25 protein-coding genes and 1 other annotated feature are annotated in these 22,216 nt (G+C 55.0%); of the genes, 10 read left to right on the top strand and 15 right to left on the bottom strand.

The window, feature by feature from the left end; all coding sequences use genetic code 11:
* Nucleotides 1–74 precede the first annotated feature (74 nt).
* The 11 genes from btuD to thrS form a co-directional block, all read right to left on the bottom strand.
* On the bottom strand, nucleotides 75–830 hold the full coding sequence (gene btuD / locus URZ40_RS09405) for a vitamin B12 ABC transporter ATP-binding protein BtuD (protein ID WP_116340502.1): 756 nt from the start codon (nucleotides 828–830) through the stop codon (nucleotides 75–77).
* On the bottom strand, nucleotides 830–1,381 hold the full coding sequence (locus URZ40_RS09410) for a glutathione peroxidase (protein WP_166710835.1): 552 nt from the start codon (nucleotides 1,379–1,381) through the stop codon (nucleotides 830–832). The genes btuD and URZ40_RS09410 overlap by 1 nt, the downstream gene beginning before the upstream one ends.
* 32 nt (nucleotides 1,382–1,413) lie before the next feature.
* A complete protein-coding gene (btuC, locus tag URZ40_RS09415; RefSeq protein ID WP_116340506.1) occupies nucleotides 1,414–2,394 on the bottom strand; it encodes a vitamin B12 ABC transporter permease BtuC in 981 nt (326 codons plus the stop codon).
* 102 nt (nucleotides 2,395–2,496) lie between these two features.
* Entirely contained in the window at nucleotides 2,497–2,796 is a 300-nt protein-coding gene (gene ihfA / locus URZ40_RS09420; protein ID WP_003857805.1) for an integration host factor subunit alpha, read from the bottom strand.
* 4 nt (nucleotides 2,797–2,800) lie between these two features.
* The gene (gene pheT / locus URZ40_RS09425; RefSeq protein ID WP_320720432.1) at nucleotides 2,801–5,188 is read right to left on the bottom strand and encodes a phenylalanine--tRNA ligase subunit beta; all 2,388 of its coding nucleotides are present in this window, start codon (nucleotides 5,186–5,188) and stop codon (nucleotides 2,801–2,803) included.
* A gap of 15 nt (nucleotides 5,189–5,203) precedes the next feature.
* A complete protein-coding gene (gene pheS / locus URZ40_RS09430) occupies nucleotides 5,204–6,187 on the bottom strand; it encodes a phenylalanine--tRNA ligase subunit alpha (protein WP_020884406.1) in 984 nt (327 codons plus the stop codon).
* Between the two features lie 62 nt (nucleotides 6,188–6,249).
* Nucleotides 6,250–6,374, bottom strand: a sequence feature (Phe leader region).
* Complete coding sequence (gene pheM, locus URZ40_RS09435) at nucleotides 6,325–6,369, bottom strand: pheST operon leader peptide PheM (RefSeq protein WP_001386830.1); 45 nt, start codon at nucleotides 6,367–6,369, stop codon at nucleotides 6,325–6,327. (Overlaps the previous feature by 45 nt.)
* Nucleotides 6,375–6,491: 117 nt before the next feature.
* On the bottom strand, nucleotides 6,492–6,848 hold the full coding sequence (gene rplT, locus URZ40_RS09440) for a 50S ribosomal protein L20 (protein ID WP_000124850.1): 357 nt from the start codon (nucleotides 6,846–6,848) through the stop codon (nucleotides 6,492–6,494).
* Between the two features lie 50 nt (nucleotides 6,849–6,898).
* Complete coding sequence (rpmI, locus tag URZ40_RS09445) at nucleotides 6,899–7,096, bottom strand: 50S ribosomal protein L35 (RefSeq protein WP_003030583.1); 198 nt, start codon at nucleotides 7,094–7,096, stop codon at nucleotides 6,899–6,901.
* Nucleotides 7,097–7,193: 97 nt separating this feature from the next.
* Entirely contained in the window at nucleotides 7,194–7,736 is a 543-nt protein-coding gene (gene infC, locus URZ40_RS09450) for a translation initiation factor IF-3 (RefSeq protein ID WP_023616141.1), read from the bottom strand.
* Between the two features lie 3 nt (nucleotides 7,737–7,739).
* Nucleotides 7,740–9,668, bottom strand: coding sequence for a threonine--tRNA ligase (gene thrS, locus URZ40_RS09455; protein WP_028012814.1), 1,929 nt, complete (start codon nucleotides 9,666–9,668; stop codon nucleotides 7,740–7,742).
* A 321-nt stretch (nucleotides 9,669–9,989) separates the two neighbouring features.
* On the opposite strand from thrS, the gene yncL reads away from it, so the two are divergent.
* Together yncL and yniD are read left to right on the top strand one after the other, a co-directional pair.
* The gene (gene yncL / locus URZ40_RS09460) at nucleotides 9,990–10,082 is read left to right on the top strand and encodes a stress response membrane protein YncL (protein ID WP_071886547.1); all 93 of its coding nucleotides are present in this window, start codon (nucleotides 9,990–9,992) and stop codon (nucleotides 10,080–10,082) included.
* A gap of 97 nt (nucleotides 10,083–10,179) precedes the next feature.
* Nucleotides 10,180–10,287 carry a small membrane protein YniD gene (gene yniD / locus URZ40_RS09465; RefSeq protein ID WP_088205299.1) on the top strand — a complete coding sequence of 36 codons (108 nt, stop codon included), beginning with the start codon at nucleotides 10,180–10,182 and terminating at the stop codon, nucleotides 10,285–10,287.
* A gap of 114 nt (nucleotides 10,288–10,401) precedes the next feature.
* On the opposite strand, the gene URZ40_RS09470 is transcribed toward yniD, so the two are convergent.
* Entirely contained in the window at nucleotides 10,402–11,160 is a 759-nt protein-coding gene (locus tag URZ40_RS09470) for a YdiY family protein (protein WP_028012813.1), read from the bottom strand.
* Nucleotides 11,161–11,456: 296 nt separating this feature from the next.
* On the opposite strand from URZ40_RS09470, the gene pfkB reads away from it, so the two are divergent.
* The 3 genes from pfkB (at nucleotide 11,457) to URZ40_RS09485 (ending at nucleotide 13,748) form a co-directional block, all read left to right on the top strand.
* Entirely contained in the window at nucleotides 11,457–12,389 is a 933-nt protein-coding gene (gene pfkB, locus URZ40_RS09475) for a 6-phosphofructokinase II (RefSeq protein WP_163329605.1), read from the top strand.
* A 102-nt stretch (nucleotides 12,390–12,491) separates the two neighbouring features.
* Nucleotides 12,492–12,779 (top strand): type V toxin-antitoxin system endoribonuclease antitoxin GhoS, encoded by a 288-nt coding sequence (gene ghoS, locus URZ40_RS09480; RefSeq protein ID WP_320720434.1) that lies wholly within the window; start codon nucleotides 12,492–12,494, stop codon nucleotides 12,777–12,779.
* Between the two features lie 108 nt (nucleotides 12,780–12,887).
* The gene (locus URZ40_RS09485) at nucleotides 12,888–13,748 is read left to right on the top strand and encodes a fructosamine kinase family protein (RefSeq protein WP_116340514.1); all 861 of its coding nucleotides are present in this window, start codon (nucleotides 12,888–12,890) and stop codon (nucleotides 13,746–13,748) included.
* Nucleotides 13,749–13,784: 36 nt separating this feature from the next.
* Here URZ40_RS09485 and URZ40_RS09490 read toward each other — a convergent pair whose 3' ends face one another.
* Nucleotides 13,785–14,321, bottom strand: a complete 537-nt coding sequence (locus URZ40_RS09490) for a YniB family protein (protein WP_049000725.1) — start codon at nucleotides 14,319–14,321, stop codon at nucleotides 13,785–13,787.
* 148 nt (nucleotides 14,322–14,469) lie between these two features.
* On the opposite strand from URZ40_RS09490, the gene hxpB reads away from it, so the two are divergent.
* The 4 genes from hxpB (at nucleotide 14,470) to tcyP (ending at nucleotide 18,232) form a co-directional block, all read left to right on the top strand.
* Nucleotides 14,470–15,141, top strand: a complete 672-nt coding sequence (hxpB, locus tag URZ40_RS09495; RefSeq protein ID WP_320720435.1) for a hexitol phosphatase HxpB — start codon at nucleotides 14,470–14,472, stop codon at nucleotides 15,139–15,141.
* A gap of 123 nt (nucleotides 15,142–15,264) precedes the next feature.
* Nucleotides 15,265–16,026, top strand: coding sequence for a 2-dehydro-3-deoxy-D-gluconate 5-dehydrogenase KduD (kduD, locus tag URZ40_RS09500; RefSeq protein WP_320720437.1), 762 nt, complete (start codon nucleotides 15,265–15,267; stop codon nucleotides 16,024–16,026).
* A gap of 94 nt (nucleotides 16,027–16,120) precedes the next feature.
* On the top strand, nucleotides 16,121–16,711 hold the full coding sequence (locus URZ40_RS09505; protein ID WP_032644865.1) for a metal-dependent hydrolase: 591 nt from the start codon (nucleotides 16,121–16,123) through the stop codon (nucleotides 16,709–16,711).
* A 129-nt stretch (nucleotides 16,712–16,840) separates the two neighbouring features.
* Complete coding sequence (gene tcyP / locus URZ40_RS09510; RefSeq protein ID WP_041910456.1) at nucleotides 16,841–18,232, top strand: cystine/sulfocysteine:cation symporter; 1,392 nt, start codon at nucleotides 16,841–16,843, stop codon at nucleotides 18,230–18,232.
* A gap of 48 nt (nucleotides 18,233–18,280) precedes the next feature.
* On the opposite strand, the gene cedA is transcribed toward tcyP, so the two are convergent.
* The gene (gene cedA, locus URZ40_RS09515) at nucleotides 18,281–18,556 is read right to left on the bottom strand and encodes a cell division activator CedA (RefSeq protein WP_223239595.1); all 276 of its coding nucleotides are present in this window, start codon (nucleotides 18,554–18,556) and stop codon (nucleotides 18,281–18,283) included.
* Between the two features lie 167 nt (nucleotides 18,557–18,723).
* Between cedA and katE the strand changes: the two genes are divergently transcribed.
* Nucleotides 18,724–20,973, top strand: coding sequence for a catalase HPII (gene katE / locus URZ40_RS09520; protein ID WP_320720439.1), 2,250 nt, complete (start codon nucleotides 18,724–18,726; stop codon nucleotides 20,971–20,973).
* A gap of 493 nt (nucleotides 20,974–21,466) precedes the next feature.
* On the opposite strand, the gene chbG is transcribed toward katE, so the two are convergent.
* Complete coding sequence (chbG, locus tag URZ40_RS09525; RefSeq protein WP_320720441.1) at nucleotides 21,467–22,216, bottom strand: chitin disaccharide deacetylase; 750 nt, start codon at nucleotides 22,214–22,216, stop codon at nucleotides 21,467–21,469.

Consider the following 22,216-nt stretch of genomic DNA (forward strand, 5'->3'; position numbering starts at 1 on the left):
TTTCAGACGAATCCTCTGCTTTTATTGTTCTTTCGGTAATTTAGCGTGCAATTGTGTTCACAGGCAAGAAACGGTTACTCCTGCCCGGTAGAAATCAGCATCTTATGTCCCTCTATATCCAGCCTGCGGAACGACATGCTGTAGGCGCGGGCGAGATTTGGCGGCGTAAGGACCCGGTCCCGCGTGCCGCTGGCAATCATTCTGCCGCGCGACAGGAGCCATACCCGATGGGCGTGACGCAGCGTATGGTTAAGATCGTGGCTGCTCATCACTACGGCGATACCTTTCCTGCTCAGAGCGCTTAACAGGCTATCCAGCGCCGCCTGCTGGGCGACATCCAGACCGCTCATCGGTTCATCCAGCAGCAGCAGCCTCCCGTGAGGATTGCCCGCGGGATGGATCTGCAGAATGACCGCCGCCAGACGCACCCGCTGCCATTCACCACCGGAAAGCTGGCTGGCATGCCGGGACAGTTTATCTTCCAACCCTAACGCCGCAGCCACTTCCTCCAGCAGTGCCGTATGCTGTTTGTCGTGCAGATGCAGCATCAGATAATGCCAGACCGGCATCGCAAAAGGCGGTACCTGCTGCTGCACCAGGTAGCTGCGCCGGTGGGCCAGCGAGGCGGGTGACCAGTCGGCCAGGGCATGTTCCAGCAGCGTAATCTGCCCAGGCCCGGTAGTCAGCCCCGCCATCCGCGCCAGCAGCGTACTTTTACCCGCGCCGTTTGGCCCGACGAGATGCAGGATTTCGCCCGAATCGATGCCGCAGGTTATCGGCTCCAGACGCCCCTTCTCGGCGACGTCCGTGAGCTGCATCAGGAGTGGCATTATTTCGCCAGCGCCAGCTTGATAGATTCCATGACGATCGGATCCTCAGGCGTCATATCCGGCGAAAAACGCTGAACGACCTGGCCGTCACGACCAATCAGGAATTTTTCGAAGTTCCACAGAATGTCGTCCGGATAGAGCGGCGCGCGGCCTTTGCTGGCCATACGCTCGTAAAAACCGCTTTCTTCCGGCGCAACGGCCTTCGGCGCGGCAGCAATCAGCTTCGCATACAGCGGATGGCGGTTTTCACCGTTGACGTCAATTTTGCTGAACATCGGGAACGTCACGCCATAGGTAGTGCTGCAGAAGGTTTTGATCTCTTCTTCGCTGCCCGGCTCCTGGCCCAGGAACTGGTTGCACGGGAAGCCCAGCACGGTAAAACCGTCTTTCTCCCAGGCCTTCTGAATATTCTCCAGCTGCTCGTACTGCGGCGTCAGGCCGCATTTCGATGCCACGTTGACGATGAGCAACACCTTGCCTTTGTAGCCTTCCAGCGTGGTGTTATCCCCATCAATGGTGGTCACTTCGGTATTCAGGATATCTGACTGCATAGCATTCCCTCAGGTTGTCTTACGGGTAGTTTTTAACGTCCGGCTTTTAATAGTAGCCAGATAAAGACTGGCGCGCCCAGCGTAGCGGTCACCACGCCAATCGGCAGCTCTGCGGCCGTCAGGGCAAGCCGGGCGATGATATCGGCCACCAGCAGCGTGGCGGCCCCGGCAACCGCCGAGGCCGGAAGCAAGGTTCGATGATCCGTGAAACCGCACAGACGCAGCATGTGCGGAATGACCAGCCCGATAAAGCCAATCGCCCCCGCCAGGGCCACGCTCACGCCCACCAGCCAGCCAATGGCAATGACCAGTACGTTACGCCAGAAACCAATCGGCATGCCGAGCTGGCGAGCAGAGATTTCCCCCAGCGCGAGCCGGTTCAACGGCTGGGCCTGCAGAGCAGCCCACGCGATGACAGGCACCAGCAGCGCCATTAGCCAGCCCTGCTGCCAGTCAACGCCGCCAAAGCCGCCCATCATCCAGTACATCAGCTGACGCAGGTCAAAGGACGTCGAGAAGTAGACCGCCCAGGTCATCAGCGCGCTACAGATGATCCCCAGCGCGACACCGGCAAGCAGCAGCCGGCTGGTCGACAGGTGCCGTCTGGCGAAGCGAAGAAGAATGACGGTGATCAGCAGTGCGCCGAGAATGGCGCTCAGGCTAATACTCCAGCCGGACAGCTCTCCCCCGCCCAACATTACCGCCGCAATCAGCCCGACGCCTGCACCATTCGACACGCCGAGCAGGCCGGGCTCCGCCAGCGGGTTTTCGAACAGCGCCTGCATTATGGTGCCAGACAGCGCCAGCGCGGCGCCGACCAGGATCACCGCGACGGTGCGCGGCAGACGAATCTGCCAGACGAAGAGCTGCCCGTCAGGCCCCATCCAGCTTTCAGGCCCGATCCAGCTGTCGCCTGCGCAGAGGCTGATACCCGCGGCGAGAATAAGCAGCAGCACCAGCAGAAGCAGGCGACGCCGATCGGAACGGTGCTGACGATGAGCATAATCAAGCATGTGTACGGTTTGTTAGCGAGTGATGTAATTGATTTTACGGCGGCTTTGCCGAAGAGCGCAAAGAAAAAAGGCCGCGTGGGCGGCCTTTTTGGTTAGTTCATATTACTCTGCTTTAGGCGTTGCGTTTTCGACGCGGCTCTTTAACTTCTGGCCGGGTCTGAAGGTCACCACGCGGCGGGCTGTAATGGGAATATCTTCCCCCGTCTTCGGGTTACGGCCCGGACGTTGGTTTTTGTCTCGCAAATCAAAATTGCCAAAACCGGAGAGTTTTACCTGCTCACCATTTTCCAGAGCACGACGGATCTCTTCGAAAAACAGCTCTACCAGCTCTTTGGCATCCCGTTTGCTAAGCCCAAGCTTATCAAACAGATATTCTGACATTTCAGCTTTTGTAAGCGCCATAGGTTCAATCCCTCAATGATGCCTGGAATCGCTCTTTTAATGCCTCTACACATTTGGCGACGGTAGCGGCAATCTCCTCTTCTTCGAGTGTACGGCTGGTATCCTGAAGGATAAGGCTAATAGCGAGGCTCTTGAAACCTTCTGCTACGCCCTTGCCGCGGTACACGTCAAATAAGTTTACGCCAACTACCTGATTTACGCCAACTTTCTTACATTCGGCCAAAATATCTGCTGCGGGCACGTTTTCAGCGACCACAACCGCGATATCACGGCGGTTCGCCGGGAAGCGAGAGACGTCCTGCGCCTGAGGAATAACGCGGTCTGCAACCGGGTTCCACTCCAGCTCGAACACGATGGTACGGCCGTTCAGGTCCAGCTTACGCTCCAGCTCAGGATGAACAACCCCAATGAAACCAACGCGTTTGCCCTCTAAATAAATCGCCGCGCTCTGGCCCGGATGGAGCGCAGGAATCGCTTCCGCGCGGAATTCAATTTCAGATAATTTACCGGTCAGATCCAGAATCGCTTCCAGATCACCCTTCATATCGTAGAAATCAACCGTGCCTTTTGCCAGGTCCCAGTGCTCTTCGTAGCGGTTACCGCTGATGGCGCCAGCCAGCATGAGATCCTGACGGATGCCTAAATTTGCCTGATTATCCGGCACAAAGCGTAAACCGCTTTCGAAAATGCGCACGCGGTTCTGCTGGCGGTTCTGGTTGTAAACGATAGTCCCCAGCAGGCCCGTCCACAGGGACAGACGCATCGCGGACATTTCGCTGGAGATTGGGCTTGGCAGGATCAGCGCTTCCTGACCTGGGTGGATCAGCTGCTGCAGCTTAGGATCAACGAAGCTGTAGGTGATCACTTCCTGGTAGCCTTTGTCATTCAGCATGGTTTTCACACGCTTCAGGGACAGGTCAGCTTCACGGTGGGTCCCCATTACCAGACCCGCCTGGACAGGCTCGTCAGGGATGTTGTTGTAGCCGTAAACGCGGGCCACTTCTTCGACCAGATCTTCTTCAATTTCCATGTCGAAACGCCATGATGGCGCAACGGCTTTCCACTCGTCCTGGCCTTCGGTCACTTCACAGCCCAGACGCTTCAGGATGTCGGTCACCTGCGCATCGGCAACGTGATGGCCAATCAGGCGATCCAGCTTGCTGCGGCGCAGGGTGATGGTCGCACGCTTAGGCAGCGTCGCTTCGTTGGTGACGTCAATAACCGGCCCCGCTTCACCGCCACAGATGTCGATCAGCAGGCGGGTCGCACGTTCCATCGCTTTGTACTGCAGCGCCGGGTCAACGCCGCGCTCGTAGCGGTGAGAGGCATCGGTGTGCAGGCCGTGACGGCGTGCGCGACCGGTGATGGAGAGCGGACTGAAGAACGCGCATTCCAGCAGGACATTTTGCGTCTCATCGTTCACGCCAGAATGCTCGCCCCCGAAGATACCGCCCATTGCCAGCGCTTTGCTGTGGTCAGCAATCACCAGGGTGTCGGCATTCAGTTTGGCTTCAGTGCCGTCCAGCAGCACCAGGGTTTCGCCCTCTTTCGCCATGCGCACAACGATGCCGCCTTCAATGCGATCTTTATCGAACGCGTGCATCGGCTGGCCCAGCTCCAGCAGAACGTAGTTAGTGACGTCAACCACGGCGTCGATTGAGCGGATACCGCAGCGGCGCAGCTTCTCTTTCATCCACAGCGGGGTTGGCGCTTTAACGTTGATGCCTTTCACCACGCGGCCGAGGTAGCGCGGGCACGCGTCTGCAGCGTCAACCTGAATCGGCAGCACGTCACTGATGGTCGCTTCAACCGGCGCAATGTCCGGCGCGTTGAGTTCGGTCTGGTTCAGTACGGCCACGTCGCGCGCCACGCCGATAATGCCTAAGCAGTCGGCACGGTTTGGCGTAACGCTGATTTCGATAGTGTTGTCATCAAGCTTCAGGTATTCGCGGATATCGGTGCCAACTGGTGCATCCAGCGGCAGCTCAATGATGCCGTTGTGATCGTCGGAAATACCCAGCTCGGAGAAAGAGCACAGCATGCCTTCAGACGGCTCGCCGCGCAGCTTGGCGGCTTTGATTTTGAAATCACCCGGCAGCACGGCACCGACGGTCGCCACGGCCACCTTCAGGCCCTGACGGCAGTTTGGCGCACCGCAGACGATATCCAGCAGACGGTCACCGCCCACGTTCACTTTTGTCACGCGCAGTTTGTCAGCGTTAGGGTGCTGGCCGCACTCTACCACTTCGCCGACGACCACACCGTTGAAGGCACCGGAAACTGGCTCAACGCCGTCAACTTCCAGGCCCGCCATGGTGATCTGGTTGGAAAGCGCTTCGCTGTCCAGCGTGGTGTTCACCCACTCGCGTAACCACAGTTCACTGAATTTCATTGTTCTGTCCTGCCCTTATTTAAACTGTTTGAGGAAACGCAGATCGTTTTCGAAGAATGCACGTAGGTCGGTGACGCCGTAGCGCAGCATGGTCAGACGCTCCATGCCCATACCGAACGCAAAGCCGGAGTAAACTTCCGGATCGATACCCACGTTGCGCAGCACGTTTGGATGCACCATGCCGCAGCCCAGCACTTCCAGCCATTTGCCGTTTTTGCCCATCACGTCAACTTCCGCAGACGGCTCGGTGAACGGGAAGTAAGAAGGACGGAAACGAACCTGCAGATCTTCCTCAAAGAAGTTGTTCAGGAAATCGTGCAGCGTGCCCTTCAGGTTGGTGAAGCTGATATTTTTATCAACAATCAGGCCTTCCATCTGGTGGAACATTGGGGTGTGGGTCTGATCGTAGTCGTTACGATAGACGCGACCCGGCGCGATGATGCGGATTGGCGGTTCCTGCTCCTTCATGGTACGGATCTGAACGCCTGAGGTCTGGGTACGCAGCAGACGCGTAGCATCAAACCAGAAAGTGTCGTGGTCAGCGCGTGCCGGATGATGGCCTGGAATGTTCAGGGCGTCGAAGTTGTGGTAATCATCTTCGATTTCCGGGCCAGTCGCCACGGTAAAGCCGAGCTCACCGAAGAAACTTTCAATGCGATCGATGGTGCGGGTGACCGGGTGCAGACCACCGTTTTCGATACGACGGCCCGGCAGAGAAACGTCAATGGTTTCTGCCGCCAGACGTGCGTTCAGCACCGCGCTTTCCAGCTCGGCCTTGCGTGCGTTCAGCGCCTGCTGGACCTGCTCTTTGGCTTCGTTAATCACCGCACCCGCTGCAGGGCGTTCTTCAGGCGGCAGTTCACGCAGGGTTGTCATTTGAAGGGTCAGGTGCCCTTTCTTCCCAAGATATTCGACGCGGACATTGTCTAACGCGGCAACATCTGAGGCCTGATTAATGGCGGCTGTTGCACTGGCAACCAGCTCTGCGAGATGTGACATGATTTTCCTCATTATGTCGGTGCAGACACCGATTTGGTGGAGTTATTCTCTCAAATTCAGGCACAAAAAAAGCCTCCATCGGGAGGCTTATCTGGCGCTGTTTTTCGTTTCATCTTTCACGCGCTAGCCTCCTGAGATCAGGTGCTAAAGTAAAAGAAGAAGCGGAAAATAGCAGCATTCATGCTTGCGTTACCTTGTGTGGTAAAAACCGTTAAGACCTTATTGAAAAGCCTGGACGGATAAATGTCAATCTTCTGATGGTGTTAAATGAAAAGAGGGAGCAAAGCCCCCTCTCTCAACTGGCTTATGCCAGTGCTGCTTTCGCTTTTTCGACCAGAGCGGTGAACGCTACTTTGTCGAATACTGCGATGTCAGCCAGGATCTTACGGTCGATTTCAACAGAGGCTTTTTTCAGGCCGTTGATGAATTTGCTGTAAGAAATACCGTTCTGACGTGCTGCTGCGTTGATACGCGCAATCCACAGTTGACGGAACTGACGCTTACGCTGACGACGGTCACGGTAAGCGTACTGACCTGCTTTGATAACAGCCTGGAAGGCAACGCGGTATACGCGTGAACGCGCACCGTAGTAGCCTTTAGCTTGTTTCAAAATTTTCTTGTGACGTGCACGTGCAATTACACCACGTTTTACGCGAGCCATATGTGCTCTCCTGTATCTATATTCTTAGTAAAAAATTAAACGTTAACGGCTTATGCGTACGGCAGGCACGCGATAACCAGACCCAGATCGCCTTTAGAAACAAGGCCTTTTGGACGCAGGTGACGTTTACGCTTAGTAGATTTTTTGGTCAGAATATGACGCAGGTTTGCGTGCTTACGCTTAAATCCACCACCACCGGTTTTTTTGAAGCGCTTAGCAGCACCGCGTACGGTCTTAATTTTTGGCATCTTAATAACTTCCACTTCGCATTGTTAAATAAACGAAACATAGGCGAACAAAACCTATGAAACCCGAAGGCTCCACAGATTTTGCTGCTTGAAGGCCTTACTGTTTCTTCTTAGGAGCGAGCACCATGATCATCTGGCGGCCTTCGATCTTCGTAGGGAAGGATTCGACTACTGCCAGTTCACTCAGATCGTCACGGACGCGGTTAAGCACTTCCATACCAATCTGTTGGTGGGCCATCTCACGACCGCGGAAACGCAGCGTGATCTTGGCCTTATCGCCATCTTCCAGAAAGCGAATCAGGCTGCGGAGTTTTACCTGATAATCGCCATCGTCGGTACCAGGACGGAATTTGATTTCCTTAACCTGGATAACTTTTTGCTTCTTCTTCTGTTCCTTAGAAGACTTACTCTTTTCATAAAGGAACTTGCCGTAGTCCATGATACGACAAACTGGCGGTTCGGCGTTAGGGCTGATTTCAACTAAATCTACTCCAGCTTCTTCAGCCTTTTCGATCGCTTCTCTCAGACTCACAATCCCCAGCTGCTCGCCTTCCAGACCTGTTAAGCGAACTTCCTGGGCGCGAATCTCGCCATTGATACGATTCGGACGTGCCGTTTGAACTCGTTTTCCGCCTTTAATACCTTATTCCTCCAGTTGTTGAAGACTGCGGCTGCGAATCTCTTGTTGCAGCTTCTCAATCACTTCACTTACGTCCAGGCTGCCCAGGTCTTTACCACGGCGGGTGCGAACGGCAACTTTGCCTGCTTCCACCTCTTTATCACCACAGACCAACATATACGGGACACGACGTAAAGTGTGCTCGCGGATTTTAAAGCCAATCTTCTCATTTCTCAAGTCTGCTTTTACGCGAATGCCCGCATTTTGTAGTTTCTGCGTCAATTCTTTAACGTAATCTGCCTGAGAATCGGTAATGTTCATCACCACGACCTGCACTGGCGCAAGCCAGGTTGGGAAGAAGCCCGCGAACTCTTCGGTCAGGATGCCAATGAAGCGCTCCAGAGAACCGAGAATGGCACGGTGAATCATGACCGGCACCTGACGCTCGTTGTCTTCGCCAACATAAGAGGCGCTTAAACGCTGCGGCAGGGAGAAGTCCAGCTGTACCGTTCCGCACTGCCATGCGCGATCGAGGCAGTCATACAGGGTAAATTCAATTTTCGGACCGTAGAACGCGCCCTCGCCCAGCTGGTATTCGAACGGAATGCCGTTCTCTTCCAGCGCTACGGCGAGATCCGCTTCTGCGCGATCCCAGGTCTCATCGCTACCGATACGTTTTTCCGGACGCGTTGAGAGTTTGACCACGATCTTCTCGAAGCCAAAGGTGCTGTACATATCGTAGACCATACGAATACAGGCGTTAACTTCATCACGGACCTGATCTTCAGTACAGAAGATATGCGCATCATCCTGAGTAAAGCCACGAACGCGCATCAGACCGTGCAGCGCGCCTGATGGCTCGTTACGGTGGCAGCTACCGAACTCCGCCATACGCAGCGGCAGGTCGCGGTAGGATTTCAGACCCTGGTTGAAGATCTGTACGTGGCCCGGGCAGTTCATTGGCTTGATGCAGTATTCACGGTTCTCAGACGAGGTGGTGAACATCGCATCTTTGTAGTTGTCCCAGTGGCCGGTTTTTTCCCACAGCACACGGTCCATCATGAACGGGCCTTTCACTTCCTGATACTGATACTCTTTCAGTTTGGAGCGTACGAACGTTTCCAGTTCACGGAAGATAGTCCAGCCATCGTTATGCCAGAACACCATGCCCGGCGCTTCTTCCTGCATATGGTACAGGTCGAGCTGCTTACCGATTTTACGGTGGTCACGCTTCGCGGCCTCTTCCAGGCGCTGCAGGTACGCGTTCAGGGCTTTCTTATCAGCCCACGCGGTACCATAGATACGCTGCAACATCTTGTTGTTGCTGTCGCCACGCCAGTAGGCGCCGGCGATCTTCATCAGCTTGAAATGATGACAGAAGCGCATGTTCGGCACGTGCGGTCCACGGCACATGTCGACGTATTCTTCGTGATGGTACAAGCCAGGCTTGTCATCATGAGCGATGTTTTCATCGAGAATAGAGACTTTGTAGCTCTCGCCACGCTTGACGAAGGTTTCACGCGCTTCGTGCCAGCTGACTTTCTTCTTGATGACGTCATAGTTGGTTTCGGCGAGCTCGTGCATACGTTTTTCGAGCGCGTCGATATCTTCCTGGGTCAGGGTGTGGTCAAGATCAACGTCATAGTAGAAGCCGTTGTCGATAACCGGACCGATCGCCATTTTGGTGTTTGGCCACAGCTGCTTGATAGCATGACCCAACAGGTGCGCGCAGGAGTGACGAATGATCTCAAGACCTTCTTCGTCTTTCGCGGTGATGATTGCAAGCGTCGCATCGTTTTCAATCAGATCGGACGCATCAACCAGCTCACCGTTCACACGGCCGGCGATGGTCGCTTTCGCGAGGCCAGGACCGATGTCAAGGGCAACATCCATAGGGCTAACAGCGTGGTCGAAATGGCGTTGGCTGCCATCAGGAAGAGTAATTACAGGCATTTTATATCCTTATTTGCAGTGATGCCCCACACATAAGAGCATATACAAAGAAAATAATCGTGATTTGACAATAGATTACGACACCATCTGACCAACAATCGTCAAATTGGTTCGTCATCATACACCTGCCGAATTCAGATTAATGCGGATTTACGGCAAGCGACGTAATGTTAACACTATCAGCAAGGAGATTGCACCCTCTGCAGCCAGATTGATAGGCTGGCATTTCGCGCGAATTTGCAGGCTGCATCTCTCCGGCGCTCGCATTTCAGACATGCTGGGCTACTCTTGAACATGCCTTTAAATCAACAGGTGCATACCATGAATGTATCCAGTAGAACGGTTGTGATTTTGAACGTCCTTTCCGCAACAGGTTTATTGCTGATTCTCGCCGAACGATTCCACTGGTTCTGAGCCGAACCCTCGTTGGCATAACCCGATCGCTCCCGGGAAGGCGCATCTTTTAGCCCCGTTTGATAGACTATGCGTATCAACGAACAAGGATTAGGTTATGCCAACAAAACGATTTGCCGTAAAACACTGGAAAATGGTGCTGGTGCTGGTTGCCATCTGCGGCGCAATGCTGTTATTTCGGTGGGCGGCAATGATTTGGGGCTAAATACAACTTTAGCTGTCCAAATAAAATAAATGCCGTTGCGCGTGAAGAGAATTTATTGGCGCGGGTTAACCATAATAATGAAAACGGGCCGACACCATCATCGGCCCGCTATGATTACATTTTATAGCCCAGCGAAATCGTGGTTCTGCGATCGGTATGATCCGGTGCCGTTTCTGGCGGCGAAGAGTTCCAGGTCACGTTGTAGGCCAATTTCAAACCAAAGTGTTCATTGATAGCCACGTTCAAAGCACTTTCGGAGTTCAGCGTCGTATCCTCGGCACCAAACACAGAAACACCCTGCGTAAATTTGGTGTTGTCGGTCATCTGCCAGGCATACGTGCCAGAAGCATAACCCAGCGGCTGGGTTTCATTTTCGCCATTGGTGTACTCGTCATAGCGGACACCAGGACCGAATTCGAAACGGAGGCTGTGTACCGGTCCATTCAGGAACTGACGACCATAACCGGCGGTGAACACATCGCGCTGGCGATAGCCGTTGAAGCGGTCGGTTAACCAACTAGCCTGACCAAAGATGTAGTCATAGTCGGTCATGTTGTAACGGCTACGTCCACCTACCGCGTATTTCTCGGATGAGCGTTCATCGTTAGCGGACGTGTTGCTGGCATTTCCCCACAGCGACCATGCAGTGGTATTGCCGTACCAGGTCAGGGTGCTGTCCGCCGTCAGAGAAGAGCTTTTCGTATTACCCGATTGCGCGAGATACCCGGCGTTAAGGTTACCTTCAAACGGTTTTTTGGCAGTGGAGGGATCGTCCATGACAGTAAAAACGGTGTCATCGGCGGCTGCATTCAGTGATGCAAAAACGCCACCCGCCAGCATCAGTGCTGCGGGTACTGTCTTCAAAAGCTTCATTTTATTTAAGGAGTCCGTACAACAAAAAAAGAGACCACCACGGTCTCGGAAACTTTCTTGAGGATCAATGACAAGGCGTCCAGAGAAAGGTAACAAATTATAAAAAGGCGCAAATAACATAGCAATATTTTCTTATTTCATTTTTTGAATAAGAACGATCTCAAAACGCGTTTTATTTTATATATCCCTCATCGCATTTATGTCAGCATTCATTTTTAAAATCATACTGTTATTTACATTGCCTTCCTGTCGATCGGTGCCAGGCTTAAAAGAACCCATGCTAAAAGGAGGTTATGATGGCTTCAATTTATACGCTGACGCTCTCCCCTTCCCTCGACTCCGCGACCATAACGCCGCAAATTTACCCGGAAGGTAAACTACGCTGTAGCGCACCCGTATTTGAGCCGGGAGGCGGCGGGATTAACGTGGCGCGCGCGATTACTCACCTCGGCGGTAAAGCAACGGCCATATTCCCGGCCGGTGGCGCCACGGGGGAGCATCTTGTTACCTTGCTGGCCGATGAACAGGTTGCCGTGGATACCGTCGACGCCAAAGACTGGACCCGGCAGAACCTGCATGTCCACGTTGAGTCCAGCGGTGAACAGTATCGCTTCGTTATGCCGGGCGCCAGGCTGAGCGATGATGAGTTTCGTCAACTGGAAGAGAAGGTGTTGACTATTGAAAGCGGCTCGCTGCTGGTCATCAGCGGTAGCCTGCCGCCGGGCGTCAGAACAGAAAAGCTGACCGCGCTGGTTGAGGCCGTACTTCAGCGCGGCATCCGCTGCATTGTCGACAGCTCAGGCGAAGCCCTGCAGGCAGCATTGGAACCCGGACAGCTTGAGCTCGTTAAGCCTAACCAGAAAGAGCTCAGTGCGCTTGTTAATCGCGAACTTAGCCAGCCGGATGACGTGCGTACTGCCGCAGAAGAGCTGGTTCGCAGCGGCAAAGCGCACCGCGTTGTCGTCTCTCTCGGTCCTCAGGGTGCGCTGGCCGTCGACAAGACGGGATTTGTGCAGGTTGTGCCGCCCCCAATGAAGAGCCAGAGCACCGTCGGCGCAGGTGACAGTATGGTGGGCGCGATGGCGCTGAAGCTGGCACAGGGCGCGTCACTTCTGGAGATGACCCGTTATGGTGTCGCAGCGGGGAGTGCCGCCACCATCAATCAGGGAACGCGCCTGTGTTCGCTTGCCGATACGCAGAAAATCGTCGATTACCTGTCACGAAGCTGACCGCTATTCCCCTTCCTGACGGAGGGGGATACACGTCGAAGTCGCCAAATATGGCGTATCGACTATGCTAAAAAAACTTTCAGGATAACAACGAGGTGAATTATGAGCAGTGGTGATATCACCCGCTACGTCGTGACCATCAGCCTTCATGAAGCATCGCTGACCGAGCTTAATGAGCTCAACAACGCCTTTACACGGGCGAACTTCCTGCTCACGCTGACGGATGACGAAGGTCATATTCATGATTTAGGCACCCTGGCGTTTGGCCTGATCGCTGCCCTGAGTGAAGAAGAGGTGCATGCGCTGGCCGCCAGTCTGGTGGAAAGTGTGACCGACAAGCCTGCCGACATTACCGTGGAAACGTGGGAGCGCTGGCAGAAAAAAGAATAATAAGTGCCCTGCATGAAATTAAACCGCTCAGGTGTGCGTTAGTTCGTATTTTTTTACCGCAATTATGCGCTAACTTTATGATCTGGCAGACAACATGGGAGAGTCAACATGTGGCAGGCTATCAGTCATCTTTTACATGAGCAATTGGGTGAAGGTGAAATTGAACTGCGTAACGAGCTGCCGGGCGGTGAAATTCACGCCGCGTGGCATTTACGCTACGCAGGACGCGATCTGTTCGTTAAATGCGACGAGCGAGAGCTGCTCCCGATCTTTACCGCTGAAGCCGATCAGCTTGAACTGTTGTCCCGCAGTAAAACGGTGACGGTACCTGAGGTACTGGCCGTGGGTAGCGACCGGGACTACAGCTTTCTGGTGATGGACTATCTCCCTGCCCGTCCGTTGGATGCCCATAATGCCTTTATTCTCGGGCAACAGTTAGCGCGTCTGCACCAGTGGAGCGACCAGCCCCAGTTTGGCCTCGACTTTGACAATGACCTTTCCACCACGCCGCAGCCCAATGCCTGGCAGCGCCGCTGGGCAACATTCTTTGCCGAGCAGCGCATCGGATGGCAGCTTGAGCTGGCCGCTGAAAAAGGGCTGGAATTTGGCAACATTGATGCCATCGTCGAGCATGTGCAACAGCGCCTGGCTTCCCACCAGCCTCAGGCTTCTCTGCTGCACGGCGATCTATGGTCCGATAACTGCGCGCTGGGCCCCAACGGCCCGTATATCTTTGACCCGGCCTGCTACTGGGGTGACAGAGAGTGCGATCTGGCCATGTTGCCCCTGCATCCCGAACAGCCGCCGCAAATATACGATGGCTATCAGTCTGTCTCCCCCCTGCCGCCGGACTTCCTTGAGCGCCAGCCCGTGTACCAGCTCTATACGCTGATGAACCGAGCCATTCTTTTTGGCGGGCAACATCTGGTCAACGCCCAGCGTGCGCTTGAACGCGTGCTTGCGGTATAAAGACAAAACGGGTGGCCTTGCCGCCACCCTTATCTGTTACAGAAAACCGAGCAGTGAGAAGAAGAAGTATCCCGCCACGATGATAATAACCGGTAGGATATAGAGCGGGAAAATTTGCAGGAAAATGGTGTGACGAGGCACCACAATGCGGGATTCAATCTGCTCCCGGCTCATTCCTTCAGGGCCTTTCGCCTTCTCGAGGATAAGCTGATCTTCCACCCCTTCGCGTAAAAAACGGGTCTGGCGGCTCATTCGTGCACCTGATGCCTGTAGCGCCATCGCAATAAAAATCAGCGCATAGATAATCCAGAAACCAATATTCAGCTGCTGGTGAAAGTCCGGCGTTGGCGAGTTGAACCAGAAGACGTTCAGGAACGGGGTGTTAAACCGCACCATCTCAATCATGACATGTGCAAAATCAAGCATTACCGCATTAATGCCCGGCTGTTTTTCGCTGTGATCGTACATAAACTTCAGCACGGAGATCAGCGTAGAAATGACGGCGGGTATAAAAATCACCCAGCCTGCAATACGTTTTAAGACAGCAATGCGTCCAGCTTGTTGATACGTCATCAGTTCCTCTTCATAAAGACGCGTTATGTGTGCCTAAGTCTACCTGCTGGACATCAATTTCGCCCGCTCTTTGAAAGCAATATGCTAAATTGCAGACTGTGCTTAGCACTTATCGTCTGTCGAACACCCTGGATAAGGAGACGTTGTGATGTCGACACCGCGCCAGATACTTGCCGCTATTTTTGACATGGATGGATTACTGATTGATTCCGAGCCGTTGTGGGATCGCGCCGAGCTGGACGTGATGGCCAGCCTGGGCGTTGATATCAGCCGCCGTAATGAACTTCCCGACACGCTGGGCCTGCGCATTGATATGGTCGTTGACCTTTGGTACGCCCAACAGCCGTGGGTTGGGCCCAATCGTGACGAAGTCACCGCGCGCATTATCAGCCGCGCCATCGCGCTGGTGGAGGAGACCAAGCCGCTCTTGCCCGGCGTACGTGACGCTGTCGCGCTGTGCAAGTCTCAGGGGCTGAAGGTTGGCCTGGCTTCTGCTTCACCGCTGCATATGCTGGAAAAAGTGCTGATCATGTTTGAGCTGCGAGACAGTTTTGACGCCCTGGCGTCTGCGGAAAAATTGCCCTACAGCAAGCCGCATCCGCAGGTCTATATGGACTGCGCCGCGAAGCTGGGTCTTGATCCGCTTACCTGCGTCGCGCTGGAAGATTCCGTTAACGGCATGGTGGCCTCCAAAGCTGCGCGTATGCGCTCCATTGTGGTTCCTGCTGAAGAAAACCGCCACGATCCCCGGTTTGCTCTTGCCGACGTAAAACTCAATTCGCTGGCTGAACTGACGATGCAACACCTGCGCGGCGAGTAACGCCCCCCTTCAGGCAGCATCATGCTGCCTGAAAACAAAACACTGTTTCATTTTATTTGCTTTTCTCATTCCTGCCTCCTATCTTTAACGTCAGAACGACGATAACCAGCTTCTGAGGCGCGTATGATACTGGACACCTTTACTCTTTCAGGCAAAGTGGCCCTCATCACCGGGTGCGATACCGGGCTGGGACAAGGCATGGCTATTGCGCTGGCGCAGGCAGGCTGCGATATCGTTGGGGTAAATCGCAAAGATCCAGAGAAAACGGCCAGCTCCGTCACCGCCCTGGGAAGACGTTTTTTAGCTATTCGGGCCGATCTGAGCCATCAGGAAAGCCTTCAGCACGTCGTGGATACCGCCGTGGCGGAGATGGGGCAGGTCGATATTCTGGTGAACAATGCCGGGACGATTCGCCGGGAGGATGCTCTGGCGTTCAGTGAAAAGGACTGGGATGAGGTGATGAATCTGAATCTCAAATCGCTCTTTTTCCTCTCGCAGGCGGTCGCTAAACAGTTTATCGCCCAGGGCCAGGGCGGCAAAATTATCAATATCGCCTCTATGCTCTCGTTCCAGGGCGGCATTCGCGTACCGTCGTATACCGCCTCGAAAAGCGGCGTACTGGGGATAACGCGCCTGCTGGCGAATGAGTGGGCGGTACATGGCATCAACGTGAATGCCATCGCGCCGGGCTACATGGCGACGAACAACACGCAGCAGCTGCGCGCGGACGAACAACGCAATGCCGAGATCCTTGCGCGCATTCCGGCGGGTCGCTGGGGAACACCGGACGACCTTCAGGGACCGGTCGTCTTTTTGGCCTCTTCCGCCTCGGATTACGTAAATGGCCACACCTTAGCCGTCGACGGCGGGTGGCTGGCGCGCTGACGGGCGTTTGTGACAAACAGTTACACCGTCACCTCTTTCGCCCACTGTATAAAAACCCTATACTGTATAAATTGACAGTTTCGTGGGTTTTATCATGACGGCGGAAGGCCACCTGCTTTTTTCAATTGCGTGCGCAGTATTTGCCAAAAACGCAGAGCTCACTCCCGTGCTTGCACAGGGAGACTGGTGGCATATTGTCCCTTCCGCCGTATTAACCTGCCTGCTGCCCGATATTGACCACCCGAAATCCTTCCTCGGGCAGCGGCTGAAGTGGGTGTCTAAGCCCATCGCCCGCGCGTTCGGCCACCGCGGGTTTACCCACAGTCTGCTGGCCGTGTTTGGCCTGCTAACGCTTTTCTATTTAAAAGTCCCAGAAAGCTGGATAGTGCCGGGCGATGCCATCCAGGGGATGGTGCTGGGTTATTTAAGCCATATCCTCGCCGATATGCTGACGCCTGCAGGCGTGCCGCTGCTGTGGCCCTGCCGCTGGCGTTTTCGTTTTCCGATCCTTGCGCCGCAGAAAGGGAACCAGCTTGAACGCGTGCTGTGCATGGCGCTGTTCGCGTACGCCGTCTGGATGCCGCAAACCTTGCCCGAAAACAGTGCAGTGCGCTGGTCTTCCCAGATGATCAATTCGCTGCAATTTCAGTTCAATCGTTTTATTCATCATCAGATTGAACAGTAAACCAACAAAATCATTCCATTTGTCATAAACCATTCCATTTGGATATAAGCGCCACATCACACTTCTGCTAACCTTCCGCCAACAGGATCGGGAAAAACCGATCCCACATAATAAATCAGGAGAACGGGGATGAATTTTCCACTCATCGCGAACATAGTCGTGTTCGTCGTATTACTATTGCTTCTCGCGCAGGCGCGCCACAAACAGTGGAGCCTGGCGAAAAAAGTGCTGGTGGGCCTGGTCATGGGTGTGGCGTTTGGTCTGGCCTTACACGCCGTCTACGGCTCCGATAGCCCGGTACTGAAAGAGTCCATCCAGTGGTTCAACATTGTCGGTAACGGCTACGTCCAGCTGCTGCAGATGATCGTTATGCCGCTGGTGTTCGCCTCTATTCTGAGCGCCGTTGCCCGCCTGCACAACGCGACCCAGCTGGGTAAAATCAGCTTTCTGACGATTGGTACGCTGCTCTTCACCACGTTGATTGCCGCGCTGGTGGGGGTGCTGGTTACCAACCTGTTTGGCCTGACCGCCGAAGGTCTGGTTCAGGGTACCGCTGAAACGGCGCGTCTGACCGCCATTCAAACTAACTACGTGGGTAAAGTGGCTGACCTGACGGTTCCGCAGATGGTGCTCTCCTTCATTCCGAAGAACCCGTTTGCTGACCTGACCGGTGCAAGCCCAACCTCTATTATCAGCGTGGTGATCTTCGCGGCTTTCCTGGGTGTGGCGGCGCTTAAGCTGCTGAAAGACGATGCGCCGAAAGGCGAACGCGTGCTGACCGCTATTGATACCCTGCAAAGCTGGGTGATGAAGCTGGTCCGTCTGGTCATGCAGCTGACGCCATACGGTGTTCTGGCGCTGATGACCAAAGTGGTAGCCGGCTCTAACCTGCAGGACATCATTAAGCTGGGCAGCTTCGTTGTCGCCTCTTATCTGGGTCTGGGCATTATGTTCGTGGTGCACGGTATCCTGCTCGGCGTAAACGGCGTCAGCCCGCTGAAATACTTCCGCAAAGTCTGGCCGGTACTGACCTTCGCCTTCACCAGCCGTTCCAGCGCCGCGTCTATTCCGCTGAACGTTGAAGCGCAGACCCGTCGTCTGGGCGTGCCGGAATCCATCGCCAGCTTCTCTGCCTCCTTTGGTGCCACAATTGGTCAAAACGGCTGTGCGGGGCTCTACCCGGCGATGCTGGCAGTGATGGTTGCCCCGACCGTGGGTATCAACCCGCTGGATCCGGTCTGGATCGCCACGCTGGTCGGGATTGTTACCATCAGCTCCGCAGGCGTTGCAGGTGTTGGCGGTGGCGCAACCTTCGCCGCGCTGATTGTGCTGCCCGCGCTGGGCCTGCCCGTGACGCTGGTCGCCCTGCTGATCTCCGTTGAACCGCTGATTGACATGGGCCGTACCGCGCTGAACGTGAGCGGTTCCATGACCGCCGGTACGCTGACCAGCCAGTGGCTGAAGCAGACCGACAAAGCCATTCTGGAAAGTGAAGACGACGCCGAGCTGGCGCACCGTTAATCACGGTAGAAATAAAAAAACCGCCTGATGGCGGTTTTTTTATGGCTGTTATTCTTCAACCTCTTCATCCTGGCGGATTTGCGTCGCCCATCGCTGGGCTGACTCCGGCACGGAAAACGCCGGCGACCGCCGGAAATGTTCACCCATCAGGACAAAAGCCACATATTTACCGCGAAGCAGCCAGACATCACGAAAACCATCCACTTTCAGGGCATGGTCAGGCGGCGCGGGCTCAACGCGGGGCACATAGCTAATAACCTGGCGGTTTTGTTGACGAAGAGGTTTCATAAGCGACGGATTCACTAAAGCAAATTCTTGAAGCAGGAAAATTCTATGATAGCCGATCCTGCTACCTTACGTCGCGCTCCGAGTGGGTGAGATGGCTCCTTTCGTTAATGGCGTGATGTGAAAACTCTTAGTTCGCGAGCCATTTCACGACATTGTTCTATCCTTAATAGGGTTTTTAGCAATGGATAAAGGAGAAGCGTGCAATGTCGAACAAAGATAAAACACATCAATCACCGATTCATGGCACTGAAGAATCTCAACCGGGTATGGACTCTCTCGCCCCTGCTGACGGCTCTCACCGCCCCTCGCCTGGCCCTTCAGCCCCTGGCGAACAGCCAACCGCGCCGGGAAGCATGAAATCGCCGGATACTGGAAACGAGAAGCTGAAATCGCTTGAGCCGCACCGCAAAGGCAGCGAAGGTTTTGCGCTCACCACCAATCAGGGCGTGCGGATTGCTGACGATCAAAACTCCCTTCGCGCAGGCGCGCGCGGGCCAACCCTGCTGGAAGATTTCATCCTGCGGGAAAAAATTACCCATTTTGACCACGAGCGCATTCCTGAACGCATCGTTCACGCGCGCGGCTCGGCTGCACACGGCTACTTCCAGCCCTATAAGAGCCTGAAAGCGATCACCAAAGCGGATTTCCTTTCTGACCCGGATAAAATCACCCCGGTATTTGTGCGTTTCTCCACCGTGCAGGGCGGCGCAGGTTCGGCAGACACGGTCCGAGATATCCGCGGCTTTGCCACTAAGTTTTATACCGAAGAGGGTATTTTCGATCTGGTGGGCAACAATACCCCGGTGTTTTTCATTCAGGATGCGCATAAATTTCCTGACTTTGTCCATGCGGTAAAACCGGAGCCCCACTGGGCCATACCCCAGGGCCAAAGCGCGCACGATACCTTCTGGGACTATGTCTCCCTGCAGCCTGAAACCTTACACAACGTGATGTGGGCGATGTCCGACCGGGGCATTCCGCGCAGCTATCGCACGATGGAAGGGTTCGGTATTCATACTTTCCGCATGATCAATGCGGAAGGTAAAGCCACGTTTGTGCGCTTCCACTGGAAGCCGGTAGCGGGCAAAGCCTCGCTGGTGTGGGATGAAGCACAGAAGCTCACCGGGCGCGATCCGGACTTCCATCGTCGCGAGCTGTGGGAATCGATTGAAGCGGGCGACTTCCCGGAGTACGAACTGGGCCTGCAGCTTATTCCGGAAGAGGACGAGTTTAAGTTCGATTTCGACCTGCTTGACCCGACCAAACTCATTCCTGAGGAGCTGGTGCCGGTACAGCTGGTGGGGAAAATGGTGCTCAACCGCAACCCGGATAATTTCTTTGCCGAAAACGAGCAGGCCGCGTTCCACCCGGGCCATATCGTACCGGGGCTGGATTTCACCAACGATCCGCTGTTACAGGGCCGTCTGTTCTCGTATACCGATACGCAGATTAGCCGTCTTGGCGGGCCGAACTTCCACGAGATACCGATTAACCGCCCAACCTGCCCGTACCATAACTTCCAGCGCGACGGGATGCACCGTCAGGATATTGATACCAACCCGGCGAACTATGAGCCGAACTCCATCAACGATAACTGGCCGCGAGAAACCCCGCCGGGGCCGAAACGCGGCGGATTCGAATCTTATCAGGAACGTATCGACGGCAACAAAATTCGCGAGCGTAGCCCTTCGTTCGGCGAGTATTACGCCCACCCTCGCCTGTTCTGGAACAGCCAGACGCCGATTGAGCAACAGCACATCATCGGCGGCTTTAGCTTCGAGCTCAGCAAAGTGGTGCGCACCTATATCCGCGAGCGGGTGGTCGATCAGCTGGCACATATTGATATTCAGCTTGCCCAGAGCGTGGCGGATAACCTGGGCATTACGCTAACGGACGAGCAGCGCAACCTTGCTCCGCCGAAAGAGGTTAACGGCGTGAAGAAAGATCCGTCGTTGAGCCTGTATGCGGTGCCTGGAGGCTCGATTAAAGGCCGCGTGGTCGCCATCCTGCTGAACGATAAAACCCGCGCCAGCGACGTGCTGGGGATCATGCAGGCGCTGAAAACCCAGGGCGTGCATGCGAAACTGCTTTATTCCCGCATGAGGGAAGTGACCGCCGATGACGGCTCCGTGCTGCCGGTGGCGGCGACCTTTGCCGGGGCACCATCGCTGACCGTCGATGCAGTGATTGTGCCGTGCGGGGATATTGACAGCCTACTGAACAACGGTGACGCCGTGTATTATCTGCTGGAAGCCTATAAGCACCTGAAACCGATCGCGCTGTCCGGCGACGCGCGACAGTTTAAGGCGCAGCTGAAGGTTGCCGATCAAGGTGAGGATGGCATTGTCGAGGGCGATAACGTGGACGATGCCTTTATGACGAAGCTGTTTGACCTGCTCGCCGCGCACCGCGTCTGGTCACGCAGCAGTAAGATTGACCAGATACCGGCCTAAAAATACCCTCACCCCGGCCCTCTCCCTGAAAGGGAGAGGGTGAAATGCAGACCTGTGCTCGTATTACAGGCAGCACCGCCCGGTTCCCTCGCCCCTTTGGATAAAGGATGTTAAAAAGTGTTCACCATGTCCCCGAACCGTACACCCCTGAAAGGGAGAGGGTGAAATGCAGACCTGTGCTCGCATTACAGACAGCACCGCCCGGTTCCCTCGCCCCTTTGGATAAAGGATGTTAAAAAGTGTTCACTATGTCCCCGAACCGTACACCCTGAAAGGGAGAGGGAGAAATGCAGACCTGTGCTCGTATTACAGGCAGCACCGCCCGGTTCCCTCGCCCCTTTGGATAAAGGATGTTAAAAAGTGTTCACCATGTCCCCGGACCGTACACCCCTGAAAGGGAGAGGGAGAAATGCAGACCTGTGCTCGCATTACAGACAGCACCGCCCGGTTCCCTCGCCCCTTTGGGGAGAGGGTTAGGGTGAGGGGGAATTTCTCACAGATCCCCAAACGTCCCCAGACGATACCCACGCTCGGCAATCGCATACTTCAGCGACGCCGACGTTAGCACGTCCAGCTCAGCGAGGCGCGGCCAGCAGTAGGCGCTTTTCCGCACTGTGTTATCGACAAAAGCAGGATGCGCCATAACTTCCAACGACCGTTCCCCCCTGGCGGCGGAATCTTCCAGCACCTTCAGGAACAGCCCTTCGTCGATCTCATCGCCGTAAAAGGCACTGCTGAACCCCTCAGTGGTTGCCACGGCGCAGTCCTGCACGCCCCGCACCTCACGATCCACGCGCATCGCCACGCCTTTGCGTTGGGCAAACGCCGCAACGATCGGGAAAATCGCCGGGATCATGTGCGCATGATGGTGGCTGTCAATATGCGTCGGCGCCTTGCCAAACAGATCAACAAAGCGGTTGTACTGGCAGTCCAGCTCACGGGCAATCTCTTCGAGCGGCAGAGCGTCCTGCTCCGCCAGCTCCCAAATCCATTTGCCCAGCAGGCCGTCGCGCGTCAGGCCCGGCATTGGCGAAAGCGGCATCCCGAGCGTCAGCACAAAATGCATGCCGACGCCCAGCTCCGGCACCTCGCGGCTCAGCTGCGCCGCGTGTTCAACCGCCTCACCATTCACCAGTGCCGTGGTAGAGGTTACAACCCCCCGACGACAGGCTTCAATAATGCCGTAGTTCTGACCTTTAGAGAGGCCAAAGTCATCAGCATTAACGATCAGCAGGTTTTCCAT

The organism is Enterobacter sp. 296B2, from assembly GCF_034106185.1.
Lineage (GTDB): Bacteria > Pseudomonadota > Gammaproteobacteria > Enterobacterales > Enterobacteriaceae > Enterobacter > Enterobacter cloacae_N.